This is a genomic window from Sphingosinicella sp., from assembly GCF_041916975.1.
In the GTDB taxonomy this organism is placed as follows: domain Bacteria; phylum Pseudomonadota; class Alphaproteobacteria; order Sphingomonadales; family Sphingomonadaceae; genus Sphingosinicella.
Window position 1 is genome coordinate 3,604,516 of sequence record NZ_JAYRYK010000001.1, and the last position, 23,740, is coordinate 3,628,255.

22 protein-coding genes are annotated in these 23,740 nt (G+C 65.4%); 12 read left to right on the forward strand and 10 right to left on the reverse strand.

Going from position 1 to position 23,740, the window contains the following annotated elements:
* Window positions 1-4: 4 nt before the first annotated feature.
* Window positions 5-1,060, reverse strand: coding sequence for a helix-turn-helix domain-containing protein (locus ACE3TJ_RS16935; protein ID WP_374598254.1), 1,056 nt, complete (start codon window positions 1,058-1,060; stop codon window positions 5-7).
* A gap of 319 nt (window positions 1,061-1,379) precedes the next feature.
* Between ACE3TJ_RS16935 and ACE3TJ_RS16940 the strand changes: the two genes are divergently transcribed.
* From ACE3TJ_RS16940 to ACE3TJ_RS16965, 6 genes are all read left to right on the forward strand, one after another.
* Window positions 1,380-3,074, forward strand: a complete 1,695-nt coding sequence (locus tag ACE3TJ_RS16940; protein ID WP_374598256.1) for a gamma-glutamyltransferase — start codon at window positions 1,380-1,382, stop codon at window positions 3,072-3,074.
* 35 nt (window positions 3,075-3,109) lie between these two features.
* The gene (locus tag ACE3TJ_RS16945) at window positions 3,110-5,335 is read left to right on the forward strand and encodes a TonB-dependent receptor (RefSeq protein ID WP_374598258.1); all 2,226 of its coding nucleotides are present in this window, start codon (window positions 3,110-3,112) and stop codon (window positions 5,333-5,335) included.
* Between the two features lie 66 nt (window positions 5,336-5,401).
* The gene (locus tag ACE3TJ_RS16950; protein ID WP_374598260.1) at window positions 5,402-6,607 is read left to right on the forward strand and encodes an aspartate aminotransferase family protein; all 1,206 of its coding nucleotides are present in this window, start codon (window positions 5,402-5,404) and stop codon (window positions 6,605-6,607) included.
* Entirely contained in the window at window positions 6,604-6,993 is a 390-nt protein-coding gene (locus ACE3TJ_RS16955; protein WP_374598262.1) for a nuclear transport factor 2 family protein, read from the forward strand. Before ACE3TJ_RS16950 ends, ACE3TJ_RS16955 begins: the two co-directional genes overlap by 4 nt.
* Window positions 6,990-7,928: an alpha/beta hydrolase gene (locus ACE3TJ_RS16960; RefSeq protein WP_374598264.1), complete on the forward strand. Its 939-nt coding sequence runs from the start codon at window positions 6,990-6,992 to the stop codon at window positions 7,926-7,928. Before ACE3TJ_RS16955 ends, ACE3TJ_RS16960 begins: the two co-directional genes overlap by 4 nt.
* Window positions 7,929-8,032: 104 nt before the next feature.
* Window positions 8,033-8,431 carry a hypothetical protein gene (locus tag ACE3TJ_RS16965; RefSeq protein ID WP_374598266.1) on the forward strand — a complete coding sequence of 133 codons (399 nt, stop codon included), beginning with the start codon at window positions 8,033-8,035 and terminating at the stop codon, window positions 8,429-8,431.
* On the opposite strand, the gene ACE3TJ_RS16970 is transcribed toward ACE3TJ_RS16965, so the two are convergent.
* Both ACE3TJ_RS16970 and ACE3TJ_RS16975 read right to left on the reverse strand, forming a co-directional pair.
* A complete protein-coding gene (locus tag ACE3TJ_RS16970; RefSeq protein WP_374598268.1) occupies window positions 8,428-8,883 on the reverse strand; it encodes a MaoC family dehydratase in 456 nt (151 codons plus the stop codon). The genes ACE3TJ_RS16965 and ACE3TJ_RS16970 overlap by 4 nt on opposite strands.
* A gap of 11 nt (window positions 8,884-8,894) precedes the next feature.
* Window positions 8,895-10,865, reverse strand: coding sequence for a serine hydrolase domain-containing protein (locus tag ACE3TJ_RS16975; protein WP_374598270.1), 1,971 nt, complete (start codon window positions 10,863-10,865; stop codon window positions 8,895-8,897).
* A 170-nt stretch (window positions 10,866-11,035) separates the two neighbouring features.
* Here ACE3TJ_RS16975 and ACE3TJ_RS16980 point away from each other — a divergent pair, with 170 nt between their 5' ends.
* On the forward strand, window positions 11,036-11,740 hold the full coding sequence (locus ACE3TJ_RS16980; protein ID WP_374598272.1) for a TetR/AcrR family transcriptional regulator: 705 nt from the start codon (window positions 11,036-11,038) through the stop codon (window positions 11,738-11,740).
* 45 nt (window positions 11,741-11,785) lie between these two features.
* Here the strand turns inward: ACE3TJ_RS16980 and ACE3TJ_RS16985 are convergent, their stop codons facing one another.
* The 5 genes from ACE3TJ_RS16985 to ACE3TJ_RS17005 form a co-directional block, all read right to left on the reverse strand.
* On the reverse strand, window positions 11,786-13,894 hold the full coding sequence (locus ACE3TJ_RS16985) for a TonB-dependent receptor (RefSeq protein ID WP_374598274.1): 2,109 nt from the start codon (window positions 13,892-13,894) through the stop codon (window positions 11,786-11,788).
* A 163-nt stretch (window positions 13,895-14,057) separates the two neighbouring features.
* Window positions 14,058-14,411 (reverse strand): carboxymuconolactone decarboxylase family protein, encoded by a 354-nt coding sequence (locus tag ACE3TJ_RS16990; protein WP_374598276.1) that lies wholly within the window; start codon window positions 14,409-14,411, stop codon window positions 14,058-14,060.
* 24 nt (window positions 14,412-14,435) lie between these two features.
* A complete protein-coding gene (locus tag ACE3TJ_RS16995; protein WP_374598278.1) occupies window positions 14,436-15,692 on the reverse strand; it encodes a TolC family protein in 1,257 nt (418 codons plus the stop codon).
* Complete coding sequence (locus ACE3TJ_RS17000) at window positions 15,689-15,892, reverse strand: DUF2892 domain-containing protein (RefSeq protein WP_374598280.1); 204 nt, start codon at window positions 15,890-15,892, stop codon at window positions 15,689-15,691. The genes ACE3TJ_RS16995 and ACE3TJ_RS17000 overlap by 4 nt, the downstream gene beginning before the upstream one ends.
* Window positions 15,893-15,908: 16 nt before the next feature.
* Entirely contained in the window at window positions 15,909-17,195 is a 1,287-nt protein-coding gene (locus ACE3TJ_RS17005; RefSeq protein WP_374598282.1) for an NAD(P)/FAD-dependent oxidoreductase, read from the reverse strand.
* Window positions 17,196-17,289: 94 nt separating this feature from the next.
* On the opposite strand from ACE3TJ_RS17005, the gene ACE3TJ_RS17010 reads away from it, so the two are divergent.
* The 4 genes from ACE3TJ_RS17010 to ACE3TJ_RS17025 are packed head-to-tail and all read left to right on the forward strand — an operon-like array spanning window position 17,290 to window position 22,184.
* Complete coding sequence (locus ACE3TJ_RS17010; protein ID WP_374598284.1) at window positions 17,290-17,622, forward strand: rhodanese-like domain-containing protein; 333 nt, start codon at window positions 17,290-17,292, stop codon at window positions 17,620-17,622.
* A gap of 25 nt (window positions 17,623-17,647) precedes the next feature.
* Window positions 17,648-18,658, forward strand: a complete 1,011-nt coding sequence (locus ACE3TJ_RS17015; protein ID WP_374598286.1) for an efflux RND transporter periplasmic adaptor subunit — start codon at window positions 17,648-17,650, stop codon at window positions 18,656-18,658.
* Entirely contained in the window at window positions 18,655-21,858 is a 3,204-nt protein-coding gene (locus tag ACE3TJ_RS17020; protein WP_374598288.1) for an efflux RND transporter permease subunit, read from the forward strand. The genes ACE3TJ_RS17015 and ACE3TJ_RS17020 overlap by 4 nt, the downstream gene beginning before the upstream one ends.
* A complete protein-coding gene (locus ACE3TJ_RS17025; RefSeq protein ID WP_374598290.1) occupies window positions 21,855-22,184 on the forward strand; it encodes an ArsR/SmtB family transcription factor in 330 nt (109 codons plus the stop codon). The genes ACE3TJ_RS17020 and ACE3TJ_RS17025 overlap by 4 nt, the downstream gene beginning before the upstream one ends.
* 10 nt (window positions 22,185-22,194) lie before the next feature.
* On the opposite strand, the gene ACE3TJ_RS17030 is transcribed toward ACE3TJ_RS17025, so the two are convergent.
* A complete protein-coding gene (locus ACE3TJ_RS17030) occupies window positions 22,195-22,509 on the reverse strand; it encodes an ArsR/SmtB family transcription factor (RefSeq protein ID WP_374599437.1) in 315 nt (104 codons plus the stop codon).
* Between the two features lie 40 nt (window positions 22,510-22,549).
* Window positions 22,550-23,212, reverse strand: coding sequence for a peroxiredoxin (locus ACE3TJ_RS17035; RefSeq protein WP_374598292.1), 663 nt, complete (start codon window positions 23,210-23,212; stop codon window positions 22,550-22,552).
* 50 nt (window positions 23,213-23,262) lie between these two features.
* On the opposite strand from ACE3TJ_RS17035, the gene trxC reads away from it, so the two are divergent.
* Window positions 23,263-23,727: a thioredoxin TrxC gene (gene trxC, locus ACE3TJ_RS17040; protein WP_374598294.1), complete on the forward strand. Its 465-nt coding sequence runs from the start codon at window positions 23,263-23,265 to the stop codon at window positions 23,725-23,727.
* The last annotated feature ends 13 nt before the right edge of the window (window positions 23,728-23,740 follow it).

Here is a 23,740-nt window from a genome sequence, read left to right on the forward strand (position 1 = left end):
CGTCTCACGGCTGCGGCTGGAAATATTTCGGTGGGCGGCCATGGAACTGGCGGAACGCGCGGCTGAAGCTGGTCTGGTCGGCGTAGCCCACTTTTTCCGCCACGTCGGCAATGGATTCGCCGCTCTCAAGCAGTTCGCGCGCGTGCGACATGCGCCGATCCACGCAGTATTTGAGAACGGTGGTTCCGAAGCGGCTCCGGAAACCGCTCGTCAGCTTGCGGCGGTTGAGCCCGGCCATGCGGCTGAGCACGGAGAGGGTCGGCGGGTTCGCGAAATGCCGGTCCATGATGTCGCGTGCATCGTCGAGCCGTGTCTGGTCGCGCCGGGAGAGCGGAACGTCCTGCCGGTCGCTGATGCCATCGTTGATGAAGGCGATGGCGAGGCAGAGTAGCTCCACCGTCTTTGCCTCCAGAAAGGCGCGGCGCAGCGGGCCTGTGAACCTGCAGGTCCGCACGGCGTGCGCCGCGTCCGACATCGCGGGCGTCAGCGGATGGTTCACCTGTGCGTGCCGCGCCTGCCAGCGGCGGAAGGCGTGGGCGGCCTGCTGAAGGTCGCCCTCTTCCTCCTCCAGAAGGCGCTCCGCCGCCTCCCAGCCGAAAAAGGGCGTAACCGTGCGCCAGGGCTCCGAGAGCAACATGCGGCTGCGCTTTTCGTGGCCCGTGGGTGCCGACGATACGGAAAAGCCCGGCCGATGCACGAGCAGCGCCTCGTCCGTTCCCGCATCTTCGAATGACCGCCCTTCGAAGCGGAACTGGATGAAGCTCAGGTTCTCGAAAACGAAATCGTAATCGAACTCGCGGTCGTAGGTTACGTCGGAGGTCACGAGGCCGAGATCGCTCGAGAAGAACAGGATTTCCTGCTCTCCCTGCATCGGCATCCCTTCGGAATAGGCAAGCGCGATGCGTTCATCCGCGGCTTCGAACGGCACGAGGCCGGTTCCCCGGGTCTGCGCAACCGCATCGACGAGCGCACTTTTGCTGAAGCAGCGGAAATGCTCGGGGCAGTCGGCCTTCCGGTAGAACGGTCTTTCCCCGCCGGGCAGCATCACTGTCTGCTGCATGTTCGCGCCCCCTCGATCTCCGCGCTCCCGATGTTCGCGCCCCTGTGCCGGTGTGTTCGGTCACCTGTTCTGATGCGAATACTATAATGCATGGCCGCGCATGGCGAGCCCTCCCGAAGCCCTCCGCGCGGAGTCGAAGGCTGCTGCGCCTCTCGTTTATATGACTGAAATTCCGATGATTTTTGCGTGTCTCAGACGGTGGGTTCCGCATTGTCAAAAAGTAGTAACGATAGGTCATTCCGGTTCGGCGGCGTGTCGATAGCCTTTCTGTGTGTCGGGCGGCGGGGGAAAATCCGTGGCCCGTGTCGTGCAGGGGGGAATGGACTTGGTTCAGATCGGACGGCGCGGTCTTCTGGCTTCGGCTGCTGCTGCGGGGCTTGTGACTCCGCGTATGGCGGCTGCCGCGCAGGGCTCCGGCGCGCGTATTGCCGCAAGCGGCGGGGAGGCCGATATGTCTAGCGGCGCCTTCGGCAGAAAGACGCCGGCGCGCGGCCGCAGCGGCCTTGCGATCACCGGGCATCCCTGGGCCACGGAGGTTGCCGTGGGAATTCTGCGCGAAGGCGGCAACGCCTGCGATGCCCTGCTCGCGGCGGCGGCGGCGCAGACCGTGATCGAACCGCACCTCACCACGATCACCGGCTGCATGTCGATGATGTACCACGATGCCGCCACCGGCCGCACGCGCTACCTGAACGGCAACGTCAATGCTCCGCGTGCGCTGGCGCCCGTGCTGACGGAGGTGGATACTTCGACAGGTCGCATGGCCTGCGTGCCGGGGTTCTGGGCGGCGTTCGAGGCGGCGGCGTCCACGTTCGGAACGATGCCGGTGCCGCGCCTACTGAAACCGGCGATCGGTTTCGCGCGGGACGGCATCGCCTGTCACCCTTCGCTCTGGGGGGAGGTCTACAGCCGTCAGGCCATGCTCGCGCGCACCGCTGAGGGGCGTTCGATCTTCATGCCGCGCCGGGCGATCCTCAATCCCGGCGAAAAGCTCGTTCAGCCCGGCGCTGCCGAAACGCTGCAGCGCCTCGGCGAAGAAGGAAGCCGGTGGTTTTACACGGGCGGCTTCGCGAAGGATTTCTGCGCTGCCGTCAACGCGGCGGGCGGCGCTCTCACGCCCGAGGAATTCGCCGCATATCAGGTGCGCTGGGAAGAGCCGGTCAAGGGGCAATACCGCGATCTCGAAATTCTCGGATCGGTGCCGCCGGATACGGGCGGGCTGCATCTCATCGAGATGCTCAACATGGTCGAGCTGATGGACATTCGGAAGAATGGCCCAGCGAGCGAGTCTCCCGAAACGCTGAAGCGGATGATGCTCGCCGCGCGCGACGTGCTTGTCACAGGCATGACGTATCGCGATCCGCGTTCAACGCCGCTCGATGTCGAACGCATTGCTTCGAAGGCCTATGCGGCAGAACGTTACGCAAAAATTCTTAAGGGCGCTGCGCCCGCACCGGGCGCTGCGCCCCACGGTCCCGGAAGCTGTCACCTCACGGTCATCGACCGCGCGGGCAATATCGCGACCGCGCTGCATTCCACGTTGTCGCTGCCCTGGGCGAACGGCTTGTTCGTGCACGGCGTCAGCATCTGCGGTCCCGGCAATCATTTCCTGAACACGATGCCGAAGCCGGGGGACCGCGTCACCGTGCTCATCTGCCCGAGCATGGTGTTCCGCGGCGGACGGCCCTTTCTCGCGGGCGGATCGCCGAGCACGAGCCTCGTCTGCAACCTCGTCCAGAATATCACGAACATCGTCGATTTCGGTATGCCGCTTGCAGAGAGCGTCGAGCGCCCCTCGTTCGGCGGACTTGTCGATGGTCAGTATCGCATGACGGTCGAGACCGATCTCGGTGATCGCCTGATCGGCGCGGCCGAAGCGGCCGGAATTCTTGTCGAGCGCGTCAATCCGTGGAGTTCGCGGCACGGCGCGTTCGAAGCCATTCACGTCTCGGAGGACGGAGAAGCGTTTGCCTGCGGTGATCCGAGGCGAACCTCGGTTGCGCTTGCGGCGTGAGCCAAATTCAACTTGAACCAAAAAAGGGGGAAACCATGATCCACAACAGAAAATTCCGGCACGGGCTTCTCGCCGGTGCATTGCCTGCGATTGCCATTGCGGCATTCTGCAGCCCGGCTCTGGCGGCGGAGAACGAGGCAGCCGTCGCGCTTCCCGAAATCATCGTCACGGCGCGCAAGCAGCAGGAATCGCTGCAGAACGTGCCGATCTCCGTGACAGCCTTCGATTCCGCATCGATCGAACTGCACAATTTCAACAATGTGCAGGACATGTCCTACAGCATTCCCAACCTCAACTTCAGCCGTCTGACGACGCTCAGCACCTCGATCAGCATTCGCGGCATCAACTCGGCCGACAATGCCCCCGGTTTCGAAACGGGCGTCGCGGTCATTCTCGATGACGTCTACATCGGCCGCGCGGCCGGATTCACGACGAACCTTATCGATATCGAACGCGTCGAGGTGCTGCGTGGACCGCAAGGCACGCTGCAGGGCCGGAACGTCACGGCGGGCTCGATCAATATCGTCACCGAGCGCCCCTCCGACGATTTCAAGGTCAAGGGCAAGATCAGCTACGGCAACTATGATGAGCTGACCGCGATGGGTGTCGTCAGCGGCCCGATCGTGCCGGGCAAGCTGGCCGGCAAGATCGGCATCGCCCGGATCAAGAACGACGGCTACGGTCGCAACGCCTCGCTCGACAAGCCGCTCGACAGCACGGACGCATGGTCGTTCCGCGGCCAGCTCGCGTTCACGCCGACGGACGACCTCACCATCCTGCTGACGGGCGACTACGATGACTACGACAACCACGATTCTCACGGCTATTACGGCCCGCCGGACATCGTGAAGCTGACACCGGAGATCACCTCGCGCGAGATGTTTGGAGACGTCTGGAACAACGGCTTCCGCAAGGTCGGCGGCGGGGCGCTCAACATCTACTACACATTCCCGAACGAGATGACGCTCGCCTCGATCACCAGCGCGCGCGCCTACGATGTCTCGGCGATTCAGGAGGCCGATCCGGACCTCAACTGGGGACCGTCGGGCGCCGGAACGTTTGTAGCAACGGCGCGCAACGACCAGAAGCAGAACCAGTTCTCTCAGGAAGTTCGCCTTGCGTCGCCCTCGGGCGGAAATTTCACGTGGCTCACCGGTCTCTATTATTACCGGGACACGCTGAAGAACTATCAGAACTTCCTGTTCGGCGTGAACACCGGAACCGTCATCGCAGGTGCAAGCACCATCGACGATTCCCGATCGACGACGAAGAGCTATGCGGCCTTCGGTTCGGCGACCAATCGGTTCAGCGATCGCTTCAGCGTAACGGGCGGACTTCGCTATACGATTAACAAGCGCGGAATCCGTGTTCTGGAAGCACTCGGCATCGATGGCACCGATCCAGATTTCGGCGACTATGTCGATATGCTGACCGCGGACGATCCAGCACCGACGGAATTCGGTGCGCTGGTCGAGCTCGGCACGACGCGCAACAAGGTCACCGACAAGGCACTGACCGGCGACCTGACCTTCACGGTCGATTGGACCGACGATGTCTCTACGTTCGCGAAATACGCGCACGGCTTCAAGGGCGGTGGTTTCAACGCCAGCTTCAACTCCGGCTTTTCGGGCGGAAGCGTGAAGCCCGAGTATATCGACTCCTTCGAACTCGGCCTCCGGAGCATGTTGTTCGATCGCAAGCTGCGCTTCAATCTCACCAACTTCTACATGAAGGTGAAGGATCAGCAGACGCTGATCTACGACTCCGCGGCATTCCGTTATGTCACGGCAAATGAACCGGGTGTCCGCACCTATGGCTTCGAGCTTGATGCCGCCGCGGTGCTGACGCCTGAGCTCACCTGGTCGCTCGGCGTGGGCTACATCAATTCGGAAATTACCGGCGGCGCGAACAAGGGCCTACGCCCGGCCTACAGCTCGCCGTGGAGCATCAGCACGAGTCTGTCCTTCGATCAGCCGGTCACCGAAACGCTGAACCTGTTCGCCTTCGGCGAAGCGAGCTGGCGAGATGGCTATGCGCTGCTCGCCGGATCACCGAATGCCTCGCGGCAAAGCGCGTACTGGTGGCTTGGCGGCAAGGTGGGCGTGAAGGCGTCCGACGGCAGCTGGTCGCTCAGCCTTTATGGCAGAAACCTCACCAACGAGACCGTCGCCTCCTACGCAACGAACGTGCCCGGCCTCTTCACGGTCGCGTTCCTGCAGCCGCCGCGCACCTACGGTGTCGAGCTGTCGTTCAACTTCTAGTCGCACCCGCGCTCCGGCGGTGCCGTCGCATCGCCGGAGCGTTGTGGTTCTTTCAAGGCTCGGTTCATGTCTCATCGCGTTCCCTTTGCGTCGGAAGGCCTTTCCGCCGATGCCGTCAGCCAGCGACTTCGGGATTTCGCGCGGCAGGATACCGATGCCGTGCGGGACGTCGGGTTTGCCCGGCGCTTCTTCGCGGCTCCGGACGTCTCGGCGATCGCCGCGGAAGCGTATGGCATGTTCGCTCATGCCGGCCGCGTCTCGTCCTATCCCGGCCTGCCGCAACCGCCGGGCATCCGGCAGATGCAGGGCGAGCTTCAGCAATGGGCGCTCGAACTTCTGGAGGCGCCGGAGGGCACCACGGCGAGGCTCACCTCGGGCGGCACCGAAAGCGTGATCCTTGCTCTCCGCGCCTGCCTGCAGAGCATGGAACCTGCCGATGGCGTGCCCGAGATCGTGGCGGCGTGGTCCGCGCATCCGTGCATCGACAAGGCCGCGGCGCTGCTTGGTGCCCGGCTGATCCGGGTGCCCGTGGGACCGGATCACCGCTCCGATCTCGCGGCCATGGCCGCCGCGATCACGCCGCAGACACGAATGCTGTATATCTCGTTTCCATCCTACGCTTATGGTTTGGAAGATGATGTCGTTGCCTTCGGCGCGCTCGCGCGGGAACGTGGTCTGTGGCTTCACGTCGATGCCTGCATGTCGGGTTTTCTCGCGCCGTTCCAGCGCATGAACGGGGAGGCGATTCCACCCTGCGGCTTGAACGTGCCCGGCGTCTCGTCGATGTCCGCGGATTTCCACAAGCACGGCTATGCCGCAAAGGGTGCGTCGGTGCTTCTGCTTGCGGATGAGCCAGCACAAGCGATCGATTTCGTCTATTCCGATCACCCGCTGCCGACGATGGCGACCGAAACGCTTGCCGGAACCGCGCCGGGCGCACCGCTCGCGTCTGCATGGGCGGTGATGCGCTATCTGGGCGTCGATGGGTATCGCAGGCTCGCGCACGATCTTTCCACCGCACGGCACGCCTTCGTAGAGGCGGTGAACGCGGTGCCGGGCTTCGCGGTGCTGGGTGATCCGCTGTTCAGTCTCGTTGTGGTCACCTCGCCGTGTCATGACATGAAGCTCGTGCATCGGCGCATGGCCCGGCGCGGCTGGTTCACGCTCGCCGTGCGGGAACCGCCGGGGCTTCATCTGGGTATCGGTGCCGGCGACGGCCCGCTTGCCGGGCGGTTTGCCGCCGATCTGCGGGCGGTGGGAGAAGAACTGTGAGTGAAGATGCGATCCGTAGTGTGGTCGAGGCTTATTACCACGCGATGGTCGCGGGTGACGAAGCGGCGCTGAGGCAGGTCTTCGATCCCGAAGCCCGCTTTCAGGGTTGGCGCGACGGCAGCGAGGTTCGCCGCGATCTCGATGCGTTCGTCGCGATGCTGCAAACGCCCTACGATGGTGAGGCGCACACGGAATGGCGGATCGATCTCGTCGATCGCACCGGGCCGGTCGCGATCGTCCGCGTCGTCGACTGGTTCCGTGGGCGGTACTACACCGATTATCTGACGCTCGCGCAGCGGAATGGCTCATGGATCATCGTCAACAAATGTTTCTATGCCCATCATGCGGATGCAAAAGGCATCGACGATCTGGAGAATGGCGCATGATACGGGGGTTTCTGCTTGCCTTCCTGCTGTTCGCCCCGGTTCCCGCGGCAGCATCGGAAAGCACGCTTGCCGCGGCGGCCACGACGTTCGACGTGCGGTCGCGCGATACGGGCGCAGATCATCGCATCCACGTGTTCATCCCGCCCGAAACGGGCCCGGATGCGCGTCTCCCTGTCGTCTATCTTCTCGATGCTGACGGGCATTTTCCGCTGTTCACCGAAATCGTCCGGGTGCTGATCGATGCGGGGGACATACCGCCGGTCGCGGTTGTCGGGATCGGCTATCCCGTGCGGAGCATGGCCGACACGATCACGCTGCGCCTGCGCGACTACACGCCGGTCGGCGATGCGCCGCACGCCGCGCTCCTTCGCAAGATCGTGGGCGAGGGGCCGGAGATCAGGGAAGGTGGCGCCGATGCCTTCCTGCGCTTCATAGAGACCGATCTGAAGCCCCGCATCGCGCAGCACTATCCCGTGGACAATGCGAACGCCGCGCTCGTCGGCCATTCGCTTGGCGGGCTTTTCGGCCTTCACGTCCTGCTCTCGCGCCCGGAAAGCTTCCGCTATTACGGCCTCTCCAGCCCGCCGATCCTGTGGGCGGACGGCAACCTCCTCGCACGCGAGGCGGATTGGGCAAGGCGCCACCACGATCTTCGGGCGACGCTCTTTCTCGGCGTCGGCGACAGGGAGCGCACGCTTGCCCACGTGCTCGCGCTCCCACCCGAACTGAAGGCCGAGGAAACCGAGATCGTCGCGCGCCTCGGCAATCCAGATCCGGTGGCGCAGCTTGCCGATTTCGAAACACGCCTGCGCGGCCGCGCCTATCCGGGGCTGCGCTATCCCGGCCTCCAGGTCTTCGACGGCGAAAGCCACGGCGGCGTCGTGGTGCCTGCGTTCAATGCGGAACTTCTGATGTTCTTCGGAAAATCCCAATGACCGCGTGAAGTGCGGATGCTGCCCTCATCGGAGCGGATTACTGGTTCCGTGCCCGCGCGGGGCTGTGTATAGCGCTTCGCGATATTGGGCAGGAGTGGAAGGTCATGGTGAAACCGGCGGCCGAAGTGATGCGGGAGGCCATCGTCGCAGCGGTGATCGATGGTGTCTCCGCGCTGCGCACTGCATCCGGCGGCGTGCCTAACAACCTGCTTCGTGACCTAAACGCCATTCACCCGAACACGACCTTCGATGATCTGCCGCAGGCGCTGCAGGCGTCGATCCTCGCGAGTGTACGCGGTGCGTTCACGCGCCTCCAGAAGGAGGGGTACACGGTGCTGAACCCTGATCTCGCGCCGCCTCCGCGCCGCCCGCAATCGCCGCAGCCGACAGGCCCGCGCGGTGCGCCCCGTCCGAACCCGTCGCGCCCGAACCAGCCGCGTCCAGGACAGCCCCATCCGGGCCAGCCGCGCCGCCCGAGGCCGCCCGGCAAGCCCGCGCGCTAGGACCGCAAGACCATCGCGAGCCACTCGGCAACAAGCGCGGGTTTCTCCTCGCCCTCGATCTCGACCTCCACGTCGATCGTGAACAGGAACTTGCCCTCGCCGCGATCCTGGAAGTCGCGCAGGCTCATGTGCGCGCGGATGCGTTTCCCGACCGGCACCGGCGTGATCAGCCGCATGTGGTTGAAGCCGTAGTTCAGCGCATACCACGCACCGCCCTCGCTCTCGCCGAACGCATCGATGAAGCCGATGTCGTGCGACATCGTGATCAGCATCGATGTGGTCCAGAAGCCCGCCGCCACGGTCCCGCCGAAGGGCGTATTCGCCTTCGACCATTCGGGATCGAGATGCATGGGGTCGTTGTCGAGCGTGGACGCGGAAAACTGTGTGACCAACGCCTGCTCCACGTCGAACCAGCGCGAGGTGCCGAGCGGTTTTCCGATCTTCGATTTCATGTCCGTTCCCATTACGGCAGGTTCCATCCGATAAGATTGAGTGAGGCGAGGAAGGCAAGAATGCCTGCCGCGGCGATGGCGATGAGGCTGAAATGCACGCGTCGGAACACGGCGCGACGGCCTTCGCCCCACCAGCCGCGCAGCCATGCCGTGATGGCAGCCGCAATCGTGAGTACGGCGACGATCGCGGCGAGATTGCCGGTGATCGCAAGGCCGATGAAACGGCCCGGCTGCGCTTCGAGCACATGATACATGATGCCGTCGTCCGCCGCGTAAAAGCCGAGCAGCACGAGCGGCAGGGCGATGACCGTGCCGAGCTGCAGCAGCGGCAGCCAGCGGGAGAGACGTTCGGCGCGCGTGCTTCCCGGCCAGAACAGGCAGAGGATGCCTGTGAAACCGATGAGCAGCAGCCCCGGCAGCAGCATCCCCGCCACGCGCGGATTCCACGTGTCGCTGCACCGCTCCCACGCATCCACCGACAGCAGCGGCGCCATGCCGGTGGCCTTGTCATTGCTGGCAGTGAAAGCGAACAGCGCGGACGTGTTCGGATCGCCGAGTGCCTTCGGTGCGGCGTCCGGATTGAAGAACACGCCGGGCGCCACCTGCCGGTAACCGGGCACGCCGCGAATGGTGAGCGTGCCGTCCGCGCCAGCCGCTGCCGTGATCACAGCATAGCCCGCACCGAGAAAATCGAACGCAGCCTCAACGGTGCTGTAGGAGCGGCGCTGGCGGCAATAGGTTCCGGCGAAATCGCTCGCGGGACGCGTCACTGGCGCTTCAGCGGGACGGTAGGCACCGAGGAAACGCGTCAGCGCGGCTTCGCGCACGAAGGCGGAATTCAGTACCGGCTCGACCGGGTTCGCCGGGTCCGCCGCAAGCCGCGTCTTGCCGACGAGCGAGCGGAGCTGTTCGGTGAGGTCGACGACGGGCCCTTCGCCAACGATCGAGGCGAACACGCCGATGCCGCGCTCGGGCACCAGCACCATCACCGTCTGAAAGCCCGGCCAGCCGCCGCCGTGCTCCACGACATGCGCTCCGTTCCACATCCCCTCTATGAAGACCATGCCGAAGCCGGTCGTCGCCGGGTGGTTTGCGACGTGCCGCGTCTGCATCCGCCGGAAACCCTCCGCCGACAGGATCGAAGGCTTGCCGTTCGCGCCTTCGATCTGCGCGATCATGAAGCGCGCCATGTCGAGCCCCGTGGTGCTGACACCGCCTGCGGGCGCGATGAAGGGGTTCATCGGCACATAACCGATCGCTTGCCGCTCGCCGTTCGGGAATGTCGCATAGGGGCGAGCGTGTGCAGGCGAGGGGGAGAGCGCGAGGTTCAGATAGGAGCGCTCCATGCCGAGCGGCGCGAAGATGTGCTCCTTGAAATAGCGGGTGATCGGCTGGCCGGAGACGTCCTCGACGATGAGGCCGAGCACCGCCGTGCCGAAGTTCGAATAGACGGACCATGTGCCCGGCTCGCGCACCAGTTTCGGCATCGCGCGGGCGATCACCTCGGCGCTCACGGGATGCGCGATGGCGCGGTCCGTGCCGAGCCCGAACGCCTTGTCCTCGAAGCCGGCACGGTGCGTCAGCAGGTGCCAGATCGTGACCGGGTGCCCTTTCCAGTCGGGAAGCTGCACGCGCTTGAGGTAAAGGTTGGCGGGGTCGTCGAGCGAGCGGATTAGTCCCTTTTCGTGAAGCTGGGCGATGGCGGTCGCGGTGATCACCTTGGTCGTGGAGCCGATGCGGACCTCGGTCGCCGCAGGGTCCATCGCGCGGCCGGTCGCCGGGTCGGCGAGGCCGTAGCCCTTGGCGAACGTTACCGCGCTGTTCTCCACGACGACGATCTCGGCGCCCGTGAAGCGGTGCGTTTTCAGCGCGGGCTGGAACAGCCCGTCCGCCCAGGCTTCAATCGGCTGAGGGGCGGGCGCCGCAACAGCGGGCACGGCGAGAAGGCCGACGAGACAGGCGAGCCATTTCAGAACGCGCATTTGCACCGCACTCCCACCCTAAAGTTTCAGTGAATTAATATTCAATGAGTAAATATTCATAGCACTCACCCTGTCAATCGAAATCGCGGCCGATTCTAGCGCACGAGGAAATTCATTGAATTCATATTCAGCCCTGTCTAGCTGGTAGCCGGACATCCGGGGAGACGACCATGGAAGGGCAGAAAAAAGCGCCGGGGCGCAAGGCCGCGCTGAGCCGCAAGGAGCAGGCGGTCGAAACGCGTGCGCGCCTGAAGGAGGCGACGATCCGCGTGCTGGGCCGCATCGGCTACCGGCAGATGCGCATCGCCGACGTCACGCGCGAGGCCGGCGTCGCGGTCGGGCTGTTCTATCATTATTTCCCCGATCTCAAGGCCGTGACGAGCGAGGTGCTGTCCGATTACATGGCCGAGATGACGGCGAAGGCGCGCAAGGTCACCCCGAGCGACGACCTCTTCGAAACGCTGCGCGAGCAATACAAGATTCTGATCGGGCATTTCGAGGAGCAGCCGGGCCTGATGCGCTGCATGTTGCAGGCCTCCGAGGAGATTCCCGAGTTCGGTGAAATCTGGAAGGCCTCGAACCGCCAGTGGACGCACAGTTTCGCGCGGCGCCTGTCCGAAGCGCTCGGCCCGGAAAAGCTCGACCGCAAGACCAGCCTGCTGATGGCCTATTGCCTCGGCTCGATGTCGGACGGTGTCGTGCATGAATATTATGTGCAGCAGAATCCCGATCTCGTGGGCTGCGTGGACTCACGCGACCAGCTCGCAGAGGCGCTGGCGACGCTCACTTACCGCGCCGTCTTCCTTGCCAACCCGCCGCGTGAAAAATTGGGCGCGGCGGCTGCTATTGCCGTCGCGCCCATTGCAAGTCGCTAGGAGGGGCCCGCGACCAACGCGGTCGCGGGGTACTGAGAACCTGATCTAGAACCGCTTGCTCGCGCTGATACCGAACGTGCGCGGGCGATTGACGTTGATGCGCTGGTCGCCGAGCGTCGTATCGACGAAGAGCTCGGCGCGCTTGTCGAAGAGGTTGTTCACGAACACGCTGATGTCGAGGTCGCCGGTCTCGACGCCGATCTTCGCGTTCGCCAGCTCGTAGCTGTGCTGTAGATCGGGCGCGGGAACGTCGCTCGGGAAGCCGTTGTAGCTGCCGCCGACATGCTGGATGTTCGCCTGCATGTAGCCCGAAAGCGCATCCGACAGCGGGAAGCTGTACCGGCCGAAGATGTCGTAGCTCCACTTCGGCACCGCCGGAATCCGGTCGCCCTTCAGGCCTGCACCGCTCGCGCTGTTCGCGGCGAGATAGGCGTCGGTGTAAGCGAGCGTCGCCCCGAGTTCGAGGCCGCCGACGGGCCGGAGCGAAAGCTCCACCTCCGCGCCCTTGCTCTTCGCCTTGTCGCCGTTCGTCACGTACGAGAAGCCGTCCGGGCGCGTCACCGTCACCTGGATATCGCTCCAGTCGATGTAGAACAGCGCGGCGTTGAACGTCGCTTTGCCGCCGAGGAAGTCGGACTTCACGCCCACCTCGTAGTTCCACAGCGAATCCGAATCGAACGTCGCGGGCGCCGACACGCCGCCGAGCGGCGGAATGGTCGTGTTCGGGCCGCCGACGCGGAAGCCCTGCGCGGCCTGCGCGTAGACGAGGATGTCGGGCGTCGCCTTGTACGAGATGTTGATCTTCGGGTTGATCTTGCTCTCGCTCGATCCGCCCGAATCCGACGAGAAGCCGCCCGCGATGATGCCGTCTGAAACCTTGCTGAAGCGCTCCTTCACCTTGAAGGCGCGCAGACCGCCGGTGATCTTCAGCGCTTCGGTCACGTTGACGCTCAGTTCGCCGAACGCGGCATACTGCTTAGTCACGTTGTTGATGTCGCTGTCGAGGAGCGGCGTGGTCGCCGGGATGCCGAACAGGCCGCCGTGCCACGCGAGCTGGTAGAGCGAGTTCTTGCGGCGCGAATAATAGAGGCCCGCGATCCATTCGACCGTACCGCCGCTCGGCGAGGCGAGGCGGATTTCCTGCACGAAGTTCTTGTCCGGCACGACGTTGTTGAGCCACACCGGAACCGGCACGCCGAGGAAGGCGGTGACGTCGCGGTTGTCGTTGATCTTGCGGTCGAGATAGCTCGTCGTCGAAACGAGATCCGCCCAGCCGAAATCGTTGTGGAGCACCAGGCTGTAGACGGTGAGGTCGTCGCTGCGCAGTTCGGCGACGGCGCGGCGCTGGGTGAGCTCCGCGAGTGTCGGATCGATCTCCTGCGCGCCGCCGAAGTCGGACCGCTGGAGGAGGATGCTTGCCGTCGCGTCGAACGTCTCGCTCGGCGCCATCTTCAGCGAGAAGCGGGCGCCCCAGGTCTCGGCGTCGTTGACGTTGCTTTTGCCGAGCTGCGTGTTGTCAACGAAGCCGCCTTCGTTGCGATAGTAGAACACCGTGCGCATCGCGACCTTGTCGGTGGCGAGCGGCACGTTGATCATGCCGTTTAGCGCAACGCTCTCGTCGCCGTGACGCGTGGTGGAGAGCGATCCGCTGACCGAAGCCTCGATGCGGTCGAGCTTCGGCTTCGCCGTGATCATGCGGATGGTGCCGCCCATCGAGCCCGCGCCGTAAAGCGTGCCCTGCGGGCCGCGCAGAACCTCGATGCGCTCGACGTCGTAAAGGCGCAGGTCAGGCTCGTTGTTCGGGAAGCTGACCGGCGTCTCGTCGATGTAGATGCCGACCGGCGACTGGTGGTTCTGGTCGACGCCGGTGGAAACGCCGCGCAGGGTGATCTTGTTGCGGCCCGAGCCGCGATCCACGAACGACAGGCCGGGCACGCTGCGGGCGTAGTCGGTGAACCCGTCGAAACCGCGCTTTTCGATCTGCTCGGCGGTGAGCGCCGAAATGCTGAGCGGCACGTCCTGCAGCGGCTGCGCGCGCTTCTGCGCGGTCACCACGATCTCGTCGGTCGGCACGGCCTCATCCGCCATCGCCGCGTACGGCGCCATCAGCGCCAGCGCGCTGCTCGCCATCCACAAACGGGAAAATCCCTTCATGAGTACCCCCTTCTTATAATGTTGAATTAAAACTCATTGAGTTTGTATTCAACGAAATGACACGAGTCAACGCCGCTTTTCGGTGCGCAAAAGCGGCGTTGACCGGGAGTATCCGGGGGTGTTCAGGAGAAGGGCGGCGCGAGGCTGCCCCTCGGGGAGCGGTTTATTCGGCCGCTTTTGCCGCGAACTGGTCGTAGGCTTCCACGGCCTGCGCGGCGTACATCAGGCTTGGTCCCGCGCCCATGTAGAGCGCCATACCCATCGTCTCCATCACCTCGTCGCGCATCGCGCCGTGACGGACGGCAGCCTGCGCGTGGAAGGCGACGCAGCCGTCGCAGCGGATCGCGACGGCGATGCCGAGCGCGATGAGTTCCTTCGTTTTGGCGTCGAGAGCGCCCGCGTCGGTCGCGGCCTTCGCCATTGCCGAGAACGCCTTCATCACCTCCGGCGCACCAAGCCGCACCTCCTTGATCGCGCCCGAAAGCTCGGTCGCCATCTGCGGCCAGTCCTTGTGCATCGTTTTCTCCTGTTTTTTGGGGTCTCAGTTGCCGCCGATGAGCGCGAGCAGGCGGTACGCGGCGACGATCCTGTCGGCGCGCGCGGCGACGGAGGCAACGCCTGCGCCCAGCGCCTCGCGTTCGGCGTCGAGCAGGTCGAGCTGCGGCTTCATGCCGACGCGAACCTCGTGCCGAACGCTCGCAAGCGCCTGCTCGGTCGCCTCCGCCTGATCCTCAGCCGCGGTTTCAACGAGGCGCGCTGTATGCACCTCCTGAAACGCCGCGATCACGGCTTCCTCGATCTGCATCTCCGCGGCGCGCTTTCTCGCCTCGGCGGCGCGCACTTCGCTCGTCGCTTCCGAAATCTTCGCGGAGACGCGCCCGCCGCTGAACAGCTCCCAACGGGCGCGGACGCCGACCGTGGTGCTGTCCGCGCGGTAGTCGGGGAAGAACTGGTCGCGCACCGTTCCCGCCTCCGCAAAGGCGCCGACGGTCGGCAAACGTTCGGCGCGCGCGCCGCGTGCGGCCGCTTCCGCCGCGCGCAGACCCGCCTCGGCCTCGGCCAGCATCGGGCTTCGCGTCTTGGCCGCGTCCATTGCTTCGTCGAGCGTTGCAGGGAGCGGCGGGTTGCCGGGCAGGGGGTCAAGAGCAGCGGCATCGAGCCCGGTGAGGTTCCGGAACCGCGCCGACCGAGATACCTTCATCCCCTCCGCCCGCGCGAGCCCGGCACGCGCCTCGGCCAGCCGCGCGGTCGCCTGCGAAACATCGGTGCTCGGGCTTTCCCCCGCTCTGAAACGCAACTGCGCCTGACGCACGATCTCGGTCGTCTCATCCACCAAGCGGGCATGCAGCGCCGTCATCCGCTCGGCAGCGAGCACATCGCCATAGGCGCGCGCGACATCGGCGACGACACGGCTCCGCGTACTCTCACGCCCCGCCTCGCGTGCGGCGAGCCCGGCCTTGGCCCCCGCGATCCCGGCGCTCACCCGCCCTCCGGTGAAGAGCGGCTGCTCGATCGTCGCCTGCGCCGCGCGCGGGTGAACAGTCTCGGCGCCAAGTCCGAAGAAGTCTTTGGGGTCTAGCCGACCGTAACCATAGGTGCCGGAGATCGCCGCCGTCGGCAGGCGCGCGGCCTCGGCCTGATCGAGGCGCGCCTTCGCGGCGCCCGCATCGGCGTCCGCGGCGGCGATTTCTGGCGCGTGCCGAAGCGCGGCCGTGATCGCTTCATCCAGCGTCACCGCCGCGGCGGGGAGGGGAAGGGCCGCCAGCGCAAGGGCTAGCAAGCCCTGCGCGGTTTTCATTTGAACGCGGTACCCGGCCGGATGCCCAGCGCCTTGAAGATCATCGCTGCCGGGCAGAAACCCGTGAACCCGGCCTGGATCATGTTCAGCCCGGCAAACGCCGAAAGCCCGATCCACCACGGATGCACAGTCAGCGATAGGGCGATTCCGAGCAGCACGACGCACCCGGCGAATATGAGAACGGCACGATCGAGAGTCATCACGGCACTCCTTCCATCAACGCGGCAGCCGCAGCTTGCGGATGCCCATCACATGCAGCGCGAGCTTTTCGTAAAACGGCTCGCTCTCACCCTTCCTGACCTTGCGCAGGAAGTATTTCTCAAAGGCGATCTTCGCGAGATGCACCCACTTGCCGCTCGCCGACCAGTTGACGTTGCGCGGCGGAATCTGGGGCTGCGCGACGAACGCCACGCCGCCGTCGCCGAAATCGGCAAGGCACACGGCGTTCCACGTCGCCTCGGCCGTCGGTTCCTTTCCACTCAGGATCGCACCGAGGTTCTCGGCGATCGCCGTCACCATCGATTCGATCATGAAGCCGGTTTTGGGCACGCCCACGGGAACCGGTGTCGGCCCGGTCGGCGGGATCGCGACGCAGACGCCGAGCGCGAAAATCTCGGGGAAGGCAGGGTTGCGCTGGTGCTTGTCGACGAGGATGAAGCCGCGCGGATTGGTCAGCCCCTCGATGCCGCTGACGGCGGGGACGCCGCGGAACGCTGGCAGCATCATCGAATAGCCGAAGGGCAAAGCGTGGGTAGCCTTCACCGCGCCGCCGTCCGCAATTTCCTCGACATGCATCGTGCCCGGCTCGACCTTCGTCACGCGCGCACTGGTGATCCATTTGATGTGGCGCTCGCGCAGCGTGCTTTCGAGCAGCGACTTGGTGTCGCCGACACCATCGAGGCCGAGGTGGCCGATATAAGGTTCGGCGGTCACGAACGTCATCGGCACGCGGTCGCGGATCTTGCGGCGGCGCAGCTCCGTATCGAGGATCAGCGCGAACTCGTAGGCCGGGCCGTAGCAGGATGCGCCCTGCACCGCGCCGACGACGATGGGGCCGGGATTTTCCACGAACCTGTCGAAGGCGTCCGCGGCAGCCGCGGCGTGTGCCGTCTGGCAGACGGAAACGGTGTGCCCGCCGTGCGGGCCGAGGCCTTCGATCTCGTCGAAGGCAAGATCGGGGCCGGTTGCAATTACAAGATAATCGTAAATGATGTTCTCGCCGTCGTTCAGCTCAATTCGCTTCTCGCCGGCGTGGACGCGCTTGGCGCCCGCCGAGGTAAAGCCGATCTTCTTGCGGGCGAAAATCGGCGGCAGGTGGACCTGAATGGCTTCAGGTTCGCGCCAGCGCACGGCAACCCAAGGGTTTGAAGGAATGAAGGAATATGTGTCGCTGTCCGAGATCGTCATCACCTCGGCGCGGCCCTTCACGGCAGCCTGTATCTCATAGGCGGCGATCGTGCCGCCCAGCCCGGCACCCAGTACCACAATCCGCGGCAAGCCCATCGCGATCCTCCTTCGATCGATCTTCATTCATTAGCTTGACTGAATATAATAATTACACGATATATGCAATAAGCAAATTGAAAGGTGTGGTGCAATGTTTGGGTTTGGCGGAAAGGCGCATAAGGAAATCGCGGCCTCAGCGCTTCACGCGCTCCTCGAAAGCGGTTCGGCGCTTGTGGTGGACGTGCGGGAAGCGAATGAGTTCGCCGCCGGGCACATCAAGGGCGCGGTCAACCTGCCGCTGTCGCGTTTTTCGCCTGCGGACATTCCCGATGCGGGCGGCCGCGCGGTCATCCTGCAATGCGCGGGCGGCAAGCGTTCGGGCATGGCGCTCGATCGCTGCGCGGCCGCGAAAGCCGCCATCGACACCCACCTCGCCGGAGGTCTCGCCGCGTGGGCGGGAGCCGGCTATCCGGTGGTTCGCTGATCGCCGAAAACGCGGAGTCCTCTCGATGAAGATTCATGCTCTGCTCGCTGCCGTCGCCGCGCTCGCACTCTCCGCGTGCGGGGAGGGTTCCACACCGGCGGAAAAGGCCGCCACGCTTCCTGCCGGCGAGACGCTGAAGCTCGCCTATGCCGAGATCGCGGACATGAAGGCGGTGGGCGCAGAGATCGCGACGCGCGATCAGGCGGAGGCGCTGGCGCGCATCCCGGGCACGCTCGTCAGCCTCTCGGTACGTGAGGACGACACGGTGAAGAAGGGTCAGCGTATCGGCATGATCGTCGACTCGCGCCTCGGCCACGAAACCGCGGCCTATGGCGCGCAGACTGCGGCGGCGGAGGCCGAAGCCGCGCGCGCTCGCGCGGAGCTCGCGCGCGTGCAGGATCTCTACAACAGCAATGTTTATGCGAAGGCGCGCCTCGATCAGGCGGTCGCAGCGTCCCGCGCCGCGGATGCGCAGGCAAAGGCCTCGCGGTCGCAGCAGGGCGCAAGTGCGGCTGCGGCGGGGCAGGGCGCCGTTCTCGCCCCCGCGGACGGTCGCGTGCTGCGCGCCGATATCCCCGCAGGCGCCGCTGTCATGCCGGGCATGTCGATCGCGACCATCACGGCAGGACCGCCGGTCGTTCGCCTGTCGCTTCCCGAATCGCTCGCCGAAAGCATCCGCATCGGCGCACGCGTTCGGATCGACGGCGAAGACCGCGAGGCGCGTGTCGTGCAGATCTATCCCGGCGTGTCCGGCGGGCGTGTGCGCGTCGATGCCTCCGCGCCCGGCCTTTCCGCTGCGTTCGTCGGCCAGCGCGTCACCGCCGCGATCGAGGTCGGGCGGCGGCAGGCGCTCGTCGTGCCGCGCCGTTTCGTCTCCACGCGCTACGGCATCGATCAGGTCGATGTCGTCACCGCCGACAAGCGCCTCAGCGCCGTGCCCGTGCAAACCGCGCCCACAGCCGAAGCCGGATCGGTCGAAATCCTGAGCGGCGTTGTCCCCGGCGACACGCTGTTCGTGCCGGGCAAGCCCTCATGAATCTCGGCATCTCGGGCCGCCTCACGCGCGCGACCATCGCCTCGCCGCTGACGCCGCTGTTCCTGATGGCGGCGATTGCCGTCGGCCTCATCGCGCTGTTCTCGATCCCGCGCGAGGAGGAGCCGCAGATCAGCGTGCCGATGGTTGATATCCAGGTGATGGCGCCCGGCCTTTCCGCCGCCGATGCCGTCGAGCTGGTCGGCATCCCGCTGGAAACGATCGTGAAGAGCGTCGACGGCGTCGAGCATGTCTACACGCAGGCCGAAGACGACGGCGTGATGGTGACCGCGCGCTTCCTCGTGGGTTCGGACCCCGAAGACGCCGCGATCCGCATCGAGGAGAAGCTGCGCGCGAACTGGGACAGGAAGCCTGTCGGCATCCCCGATCCCAAGGTCACCGTACGCGGCATCAACGACGTGCCGATCGTCGTGCTTACCCTGTCGCCGAAGCCCGGCGCCGCGGGCCAGTGGACCGACGGCGCGCTCTACGAAGTCGCCGCGAAGCTCCGCACCGAGGTCGCCAAGGTGGAAGACGTCGGTCTCACCTTCCTCGTCGGCGGACGCCCAGAGCAGATCCGCATCGCACCAGATCCCGCAAAGCTCGCGCGCTACGGCGTGCCGCTCGGCAGCGTGATCGAGGCTGCCGGCCAGGCGAACCGCAGCTTCCCGCTCGGTAGCATCCGCGAGGACGGCAAGGCGGTCGCCGTCACCGCGGGGCAAACGCTTTCCTCCGCGCAGGAGGTCGGCCTGCTCACCGTGCGCTCCGCGAGCGGCGCGCCCGTCTATCTGCGCGATGTCGCCACGGTCACGCAGGGCCCGCGCGAGGATCAGGCGCGCGCATGGCGCTGGGCGAAGCGCGAGGGCGATTGGTCGAGCGCACCCGCCGTCAGCCTCGCCATCGCCAAGCGCGCGGGGGCGAACGCCGTCGTCGTCTCGGACGCGATCGTGGACCGCACGCAGCGCCTGGAAGGCAAACTCATTCCCGACGGCATCGACGTCGCCGTCACGCGCAACTACGGCGAAACCGCGAACGAGAAGGCGAACGAACTTCTGTTCCACCTCGGCCTCGCCACGCTTTCCATCGTCGCGCTGATCGGCTTCGCGATCGGCTGGCGCGAGGCGGGCGTGACCGCCGTCGTGATCCCCACGACGATCCTCCTCACCATGTTCGCATCGAACCTGATGGGCTACACGATCAACCGCGTCAGCCTGTTCGCGCTCATCTTCTCGATCGGTATCCTCGTCGACGACGCCATCGTGATGATCGAGAACATCGCCCGCCACTGGGCGATGAACGACGGGCGCAGCCGCGTGGACGCCGCTATCGAAGCGGTCGCCGAGGTTGGCAACCCCACCGTCGTCGCAACGCTCACCGTCGTCGCCGCGCTGCTCCCCATGCTGTTCGTCTCGGGCCTGATGGGGCCGTACATGGCGCCGATCCCGGTGAACGCATCCGCTGCGATGGTGTTCTCGTTCTTCGTCGCCGTGGTGATCGCGCCGTGGCTGATGATCCGCTTCGCGCGCAAGGCGCTTGGTGCACCGGATCACAGCCACGAGGATGGCGGCAGGCTCGGCGCGCTCTACGCGCGCGTCGCGCACCGCGTTATCGACAGCCGCACATCGGCGCGCAATTTCCTGATTGCCGTCGCGCTCGCCACGCTGCTCGCCTGCTCGATGTTCTACTTCAAGGCGGTCACCGTGAAGCTGCTGCCCTTCGACAACAAGTCGGAAGTCCAGGTGGTCGTCGACATGCCGGAGGGCACCAGCCTCGAAACGACGTCCCGTACGCTTGAAGATGTCGCCGCGGTCGTGCGCGGGCTTCCCGAAGCGACGGCGATGGAAGCCTATGCCGGCACATCGGCACCGTTCAACTTCAATGGTCTCGTCCGCCATTATTTCCTGCGCGCGCGGCCCGAGATGGGCGACGTGATGGTGACGCTGCTGCCCAAGGGCGACCGCGACCGTTCCAGCCACGAGATCGCGCTCGATCTGCGCGAACGCCTCGCCACGCTGAAGTTGCCGGCGGGTGGCTCGCTCAAGGTCGTGGAAACCCCGCCGGGGCCGCCCGTGCTCGCGACGCTGCTCGCGGAAATCTATGGACCGGATGCTGAAATGCGGCAGAAGACCGCCGCCGAGGTCGAGAAGATCTTCCGGTCGGTGCCGTACATTGTCGATGTCGACAACAGTTTCGGCGAACCGCGCCCGCGTCTCCGCCTCGTGCCGGAACGCGACCGCATCGACTATTACGGCCTCTCGCAGCGGCAGATTTCCGACACGCTCGGCGCGCTGATGAGCGATACGGTGGTCGGTTATGCGCCGCGCGGCGGCGGCCGCACACCGCTGCCGATCAGTGTCGCGCTCCTACAGGCCGACCGAAGCTGGACGGAAACGCTCGCCAGCACGCCCGTCGCCGTCACGCCCGCGGGCGATCTCGTCGAGCTTGGTGCCGTCGTGGACGCGCAGCAGGAAGCGGGTAGCCGCGCGATCTTCCGCCGCGATGGGCGCTATGCCGACATGGTCACCGCCGAACTCGCCGGAGACTATGAAGCACCGATCTACGGTATGCTCGCGGTTGACCGCGCCATCGAGGATCACGACTGGGCAGGGCAGGGCCTCGCAAAGCCCGTGGTGCGCCTCAACGGCCAGCCCGAAGACGAGTCCGCGCCGACACTGTTGTGGGACGGCGAATGGGAAATTACCTGGGTGACGTTCCGCGACATGGGCGCCGCGTTCATGGTGGCACTGCTCGGCATCTACATTCTCGTCGTCGCGCAGTTCCGTAGTTTCCGCCTCCCGCTCGTGATCCTGACACCCGTGCCGCTAACGCTCGTCGGCATTGTGCTTGGCCACATGCTTTTCCAGGCGCCGTTCACGGCGACCTCGATGATCGGGTTCATCGCGCTCGCGGGCATCATCGTGCGCAATTCGATCCTGCTCGTCGATTTCATCCGGCACAGCGCAGCGCCCGAAAAGCCGCTTCGCGACGTGCTGATCGCGGCGGGCGCGATCCGCTTCAAGCCGATCGTGCTCACAGCGGCGGCGGCCATGATCGGCGCGGCGGTGATCCTCACCGATCCGATCTTTCAGGGGCTTGCAATCTCGCTGCTCTTCGGGCTTGCGTCCTCCACCTTGCTCACCGTGCTTGTCATTCCGGCGATTTACGTGGTGCTGCGCGATGACGGGAGACCCGCGACGACATGATGATGGCCGATACGCCCGCCGCGGCGCTCGCCGCCTGCGCCGAGGATGCCGCCTCCGTCCTCAAGCTGCTCGCCAACGCGCAGCGGCTCATCGTGCTGTGCCGTCTTTCGGCGGGAGAGGCCTCGGTGAATACGCTCGTCGAGCTCACCGGGCAGGCGCAGTCGAGCGTGTCCCAGCATCTCGCGAAGCTCCGCGACGGCGGCATGGTCGCTACGCGCCGCGAGGGCACGACAATCTTCTATCGGCTCGCCGATGAAGGCGTTCACGCGCTCATCGACATGCTCTGCGATCGGTTCGGCGGCCCGGCGAAGGTGGCACGGGCGTAAGCGCAGTCGTTTACAGGATTTTGGCAAACGTCGCGGCAGCACCGCGCGCACGGCGCGGCTGCTGGTCGCTGCGCTCCGGGCGCGCGGAGAGATGTGCAAGGAATGTGCTTGCCGCTGCAGCAGCTTCGGGCGCGATGCTGTAGTAGACGAGTTTCGCAGCGCGGCGGGTATTCACCAGCGCTGCCTTGCGCAGGATCGCGAGCTGCTGCGAAAGACCGGGCTGTCCGATGCCGGTCAGCGCTTCAAGCTCGCCCACCGAGGTTTCACCCTTCACCCGCAGTGTGTCGAGCAGACGCAGACGCGTTTCGTGCCCCAGCGTCCGCATTAGTTCGGCGATGACTGTCAGTTCCGCGTCGGAGAGCGCTTCAGCCACGGCGGCGTCCCGCTCCAGGGTCGGGCGCGCTGCGGCAGAACCAAAAAGGATCGTCATCGCGCGCCATCAGCTCTGCCTGGTGCTGATCGGGGGGCAGCAGCACGTCCTCGCCGGGGTGCCAGCCTTCGGGCGTCACGATGTTATCACTGTCAACACGCTGCAGAGCGGCGATCACGCGCAACATTTCGTCTACGGATCGGCCGATCGTTGCAGGGTAGGTGATAATGGCGCGAATAATGCCATCCGGATCGATGAAGTAGGTGGAACGCATCGCGGCCGCATCCGCCGCGCGTGCCGAGATCATGCCATAGGCGCGGCCGATGACGAGCGAGGGGTCTTCGACGATCGGGAAGTTGACCGTCACCCCGAACGCATCGCGAATGGCGCGAACCCAGGCGAAGTGCGCGTAGAGGCTGTCCACCGAAACGGCCATCAGCGCGCAGTCGAGCGCCGCGAAGCGGTCGGCCGCGCGGGCGATGCCGACGAACTCGCTGGTGCACACGGGCGTGAAATCGGCAGGGTGGGAGAACAGCATCAACCAGCGCCCGCGAAAGTCGGAAAGACGCACCGTGCCCATCGTCGTCCGCGCTTCGAAATTGGGTGCGGCGTCGCCGATCTGAAGCGGGGCGACCGCACTGCCTGCATCCGCCGTCATTGACGCTCCGCGACCTTTCCCTACATAATTACAGGAAAGGTGTAATAACGATGAGCGACGGAGTAAAGCAAGCGGCCGAGCCGCTCATGATCGTCTGTCCCGCCTGCGGTGCCGCGAACCGCGTTCCGGCTGCGCGGCGCGAACAGGCGCCCCGCTGCGGGCGCTGCAAGACAGCGCTTTTCGCCGGCAAGCCGCTTGATCTCGATGCCGCGGCCTTTGATCGCCGGATGAAGACTGAAAGCCTCCCGCTGCTCGTCGATTTCTGGGCCTCGTGGTGCGGTCCCTGCCGTGCGATGGCCCCTGCGTTCGCGGCGGCTGCGCAGGATCTTGAGCCCTATGTCCGGCTCGGCAAGGTCGATACCGAAGCCGAGCAGCAGATCGCCGCGCGCTTCATGATCCGCTCGATCCCGACGATGATCCTGTTCGCGGGCGGCCGTGAGCTTGCGCGCACGGCGGGCGCGATGGACCGGGCCGCGATTGCTGCGTGGACACGGCAGCAGTTGCCGCGCCGCTGAAATCGGCTAAGCG

Bases quoted from the DNA above. Each gene is read 5' to 3' on its own strand.
- ACE3TJ_RS16935 (WP_374598254.1), bottom strand. From the start codon at position 1,060: ATGCAGCAGACAGTGATGCTGCCCGGCGGGGAAAGACCGTTCTACCGG.
- ACE3TJ_RS16940 (WP_374598256.1), top strand. From the start codon at position 1,380: ATGGACTTGGTTCAGATCGGACGGCGCGGTCTTCTGGCTTCGGCTGCT.
- ACE3TJ_RS16945 (WP_374598258.1), top strand. From the start codon at position 3,110: ATGATCCACAACAGAAAATTCCGGCACGGGCTTCTCGCCGGTGCATTG.
- ACE3TJ_RS16950 (WP_374598260.1), top strand. From the start codon at position 5,402: ATGTCTCATCGCGTTCCCTTTGCGTCGGAAGGCCTTTCCGCCGATGCC.
- ACE3TJ_RS16960 (WP_374598264.1), top strand. From the start codon at position 6,990: ATGATACGGGGGTTTCTGCTTGCCTTCCTGCTGTTCGCCCCGGTTCCC.
- ACE3TJ_RS16965 (WP_374598266.1), top strand. From the start codon at position 8,033: ATGGTGAAACCGGCGGCCGAAGTGATGCGGGAGGCCATCGTCGCAGCG.
- ACE3TJ_RS16970 (WP_374598268.1), bottom strand. From the start codon at position 8,883: ATGAAATCGAAGATCGGAAAACCGCTCGGCACCTCGCGCTGGTTCGAC.
- ACE3TJ_RS16975 (WP_374598270.1), bottom strand. From the start codon at position 10,865: ATGCGCGTTCTGAAATGGCTCGCCTGTCTCGTCGGCCTTCTCGCCGTG.
- ACE3TJ_RS16980 (WP_374598272.1), top strand. From the start codon at position 11,036: ATGGAAGGGCAGAAAAAAGCGCCGGGGCGCAAGGCCGCGCTGAGCCGC.
- ACE3TJ_RS16985 (WP_374598274.1), bottom strand. From the start codon at position 13,894: ATGAAGGGATTTTCCCGTTTGTGGATGGCGAGCAGCGCGCTGGCGCTG.
- ACE3TJ_RS16990 (WP_374598276.1), bottom strand. From the start codon at position 14,411: ATGCACAAGGACTGGCCGCAGATGGCGACCGAGCTTTCGGGCGCGATC.
- ACE3TJ_RS16995 (WP_374598278.1), bottom strand. From the start codon at position 15,692: ATGAAAACCGCGCAGGGCTTGCTAGCCCTTGCGCTGGCGGCCCTTCCC.
- ACE3TJ_RS17000 (WP_374598280.1), bottom strand. From the start codon at position 15,892: ATGACTCTCGATCGTGCCGTTCTCATATTCGCCGGGTGCGTCGTGCTG.
- ACE3TJ_RS17005 (WP_374598282.1), bottom strand. From the start codon at position 17,195: ATGGGCTTGCCGCGGATTGTGGTACTGGGTGCCGGGCTGGGCGGCACG.
- ACE3TJ_RS17010 (WP_374598284.1), top strand. From the start codon at position 17,290: ATGTTTGGGTTTGGCGGAAAGGCGCATAAGGAAATCGCGGCCTCAGCG.
- ACE3TJ_RS17015 (WP_374598286.1), top strand. From the start codon at position 17,648: ATGAAGATTCATGCTCTGCTCGCTGCCGTCGCCGCGCTCGCACTCTCC.
- ACE3TJ_RS17020 (WP_374598288.1), top strand. From the start codon at position 18,655: ATGAATCTCGGCATCTCGGGCCGCCTCACGCGCGCGACCATCGCCTCG.
- ACE3TJ_RS17025 (WP_374598290.1), top strand. From the start codon at position 21,855: ATGATGATGGCCGATACGCCCGCCGCGGCGCTCGCCGCCTGCGCCGAG.
- ACE3TJ_RS17030 (WP_374599437.1), bottom strand. From the start codon at position 22,509: ATGCGGACGCTGGGGCACGAAACGCGTCTGCGTCTGCTCGACACACTG.
- ACE3TJ_RS17035 (WP_374598292.1), bottom strand. From the start codon at position 23,212: ATGACGGCGGATGCAGGCAGTGCGGTCGCCCCGCTTCAGATCGGCGAC.
- trxC (WP_374598294.1), top strand. From the start codon at position 23,263: ATGAGCGACGGAGTAAAGCAAGCGGCCGAGCCGCTCATGATCGTCTGT.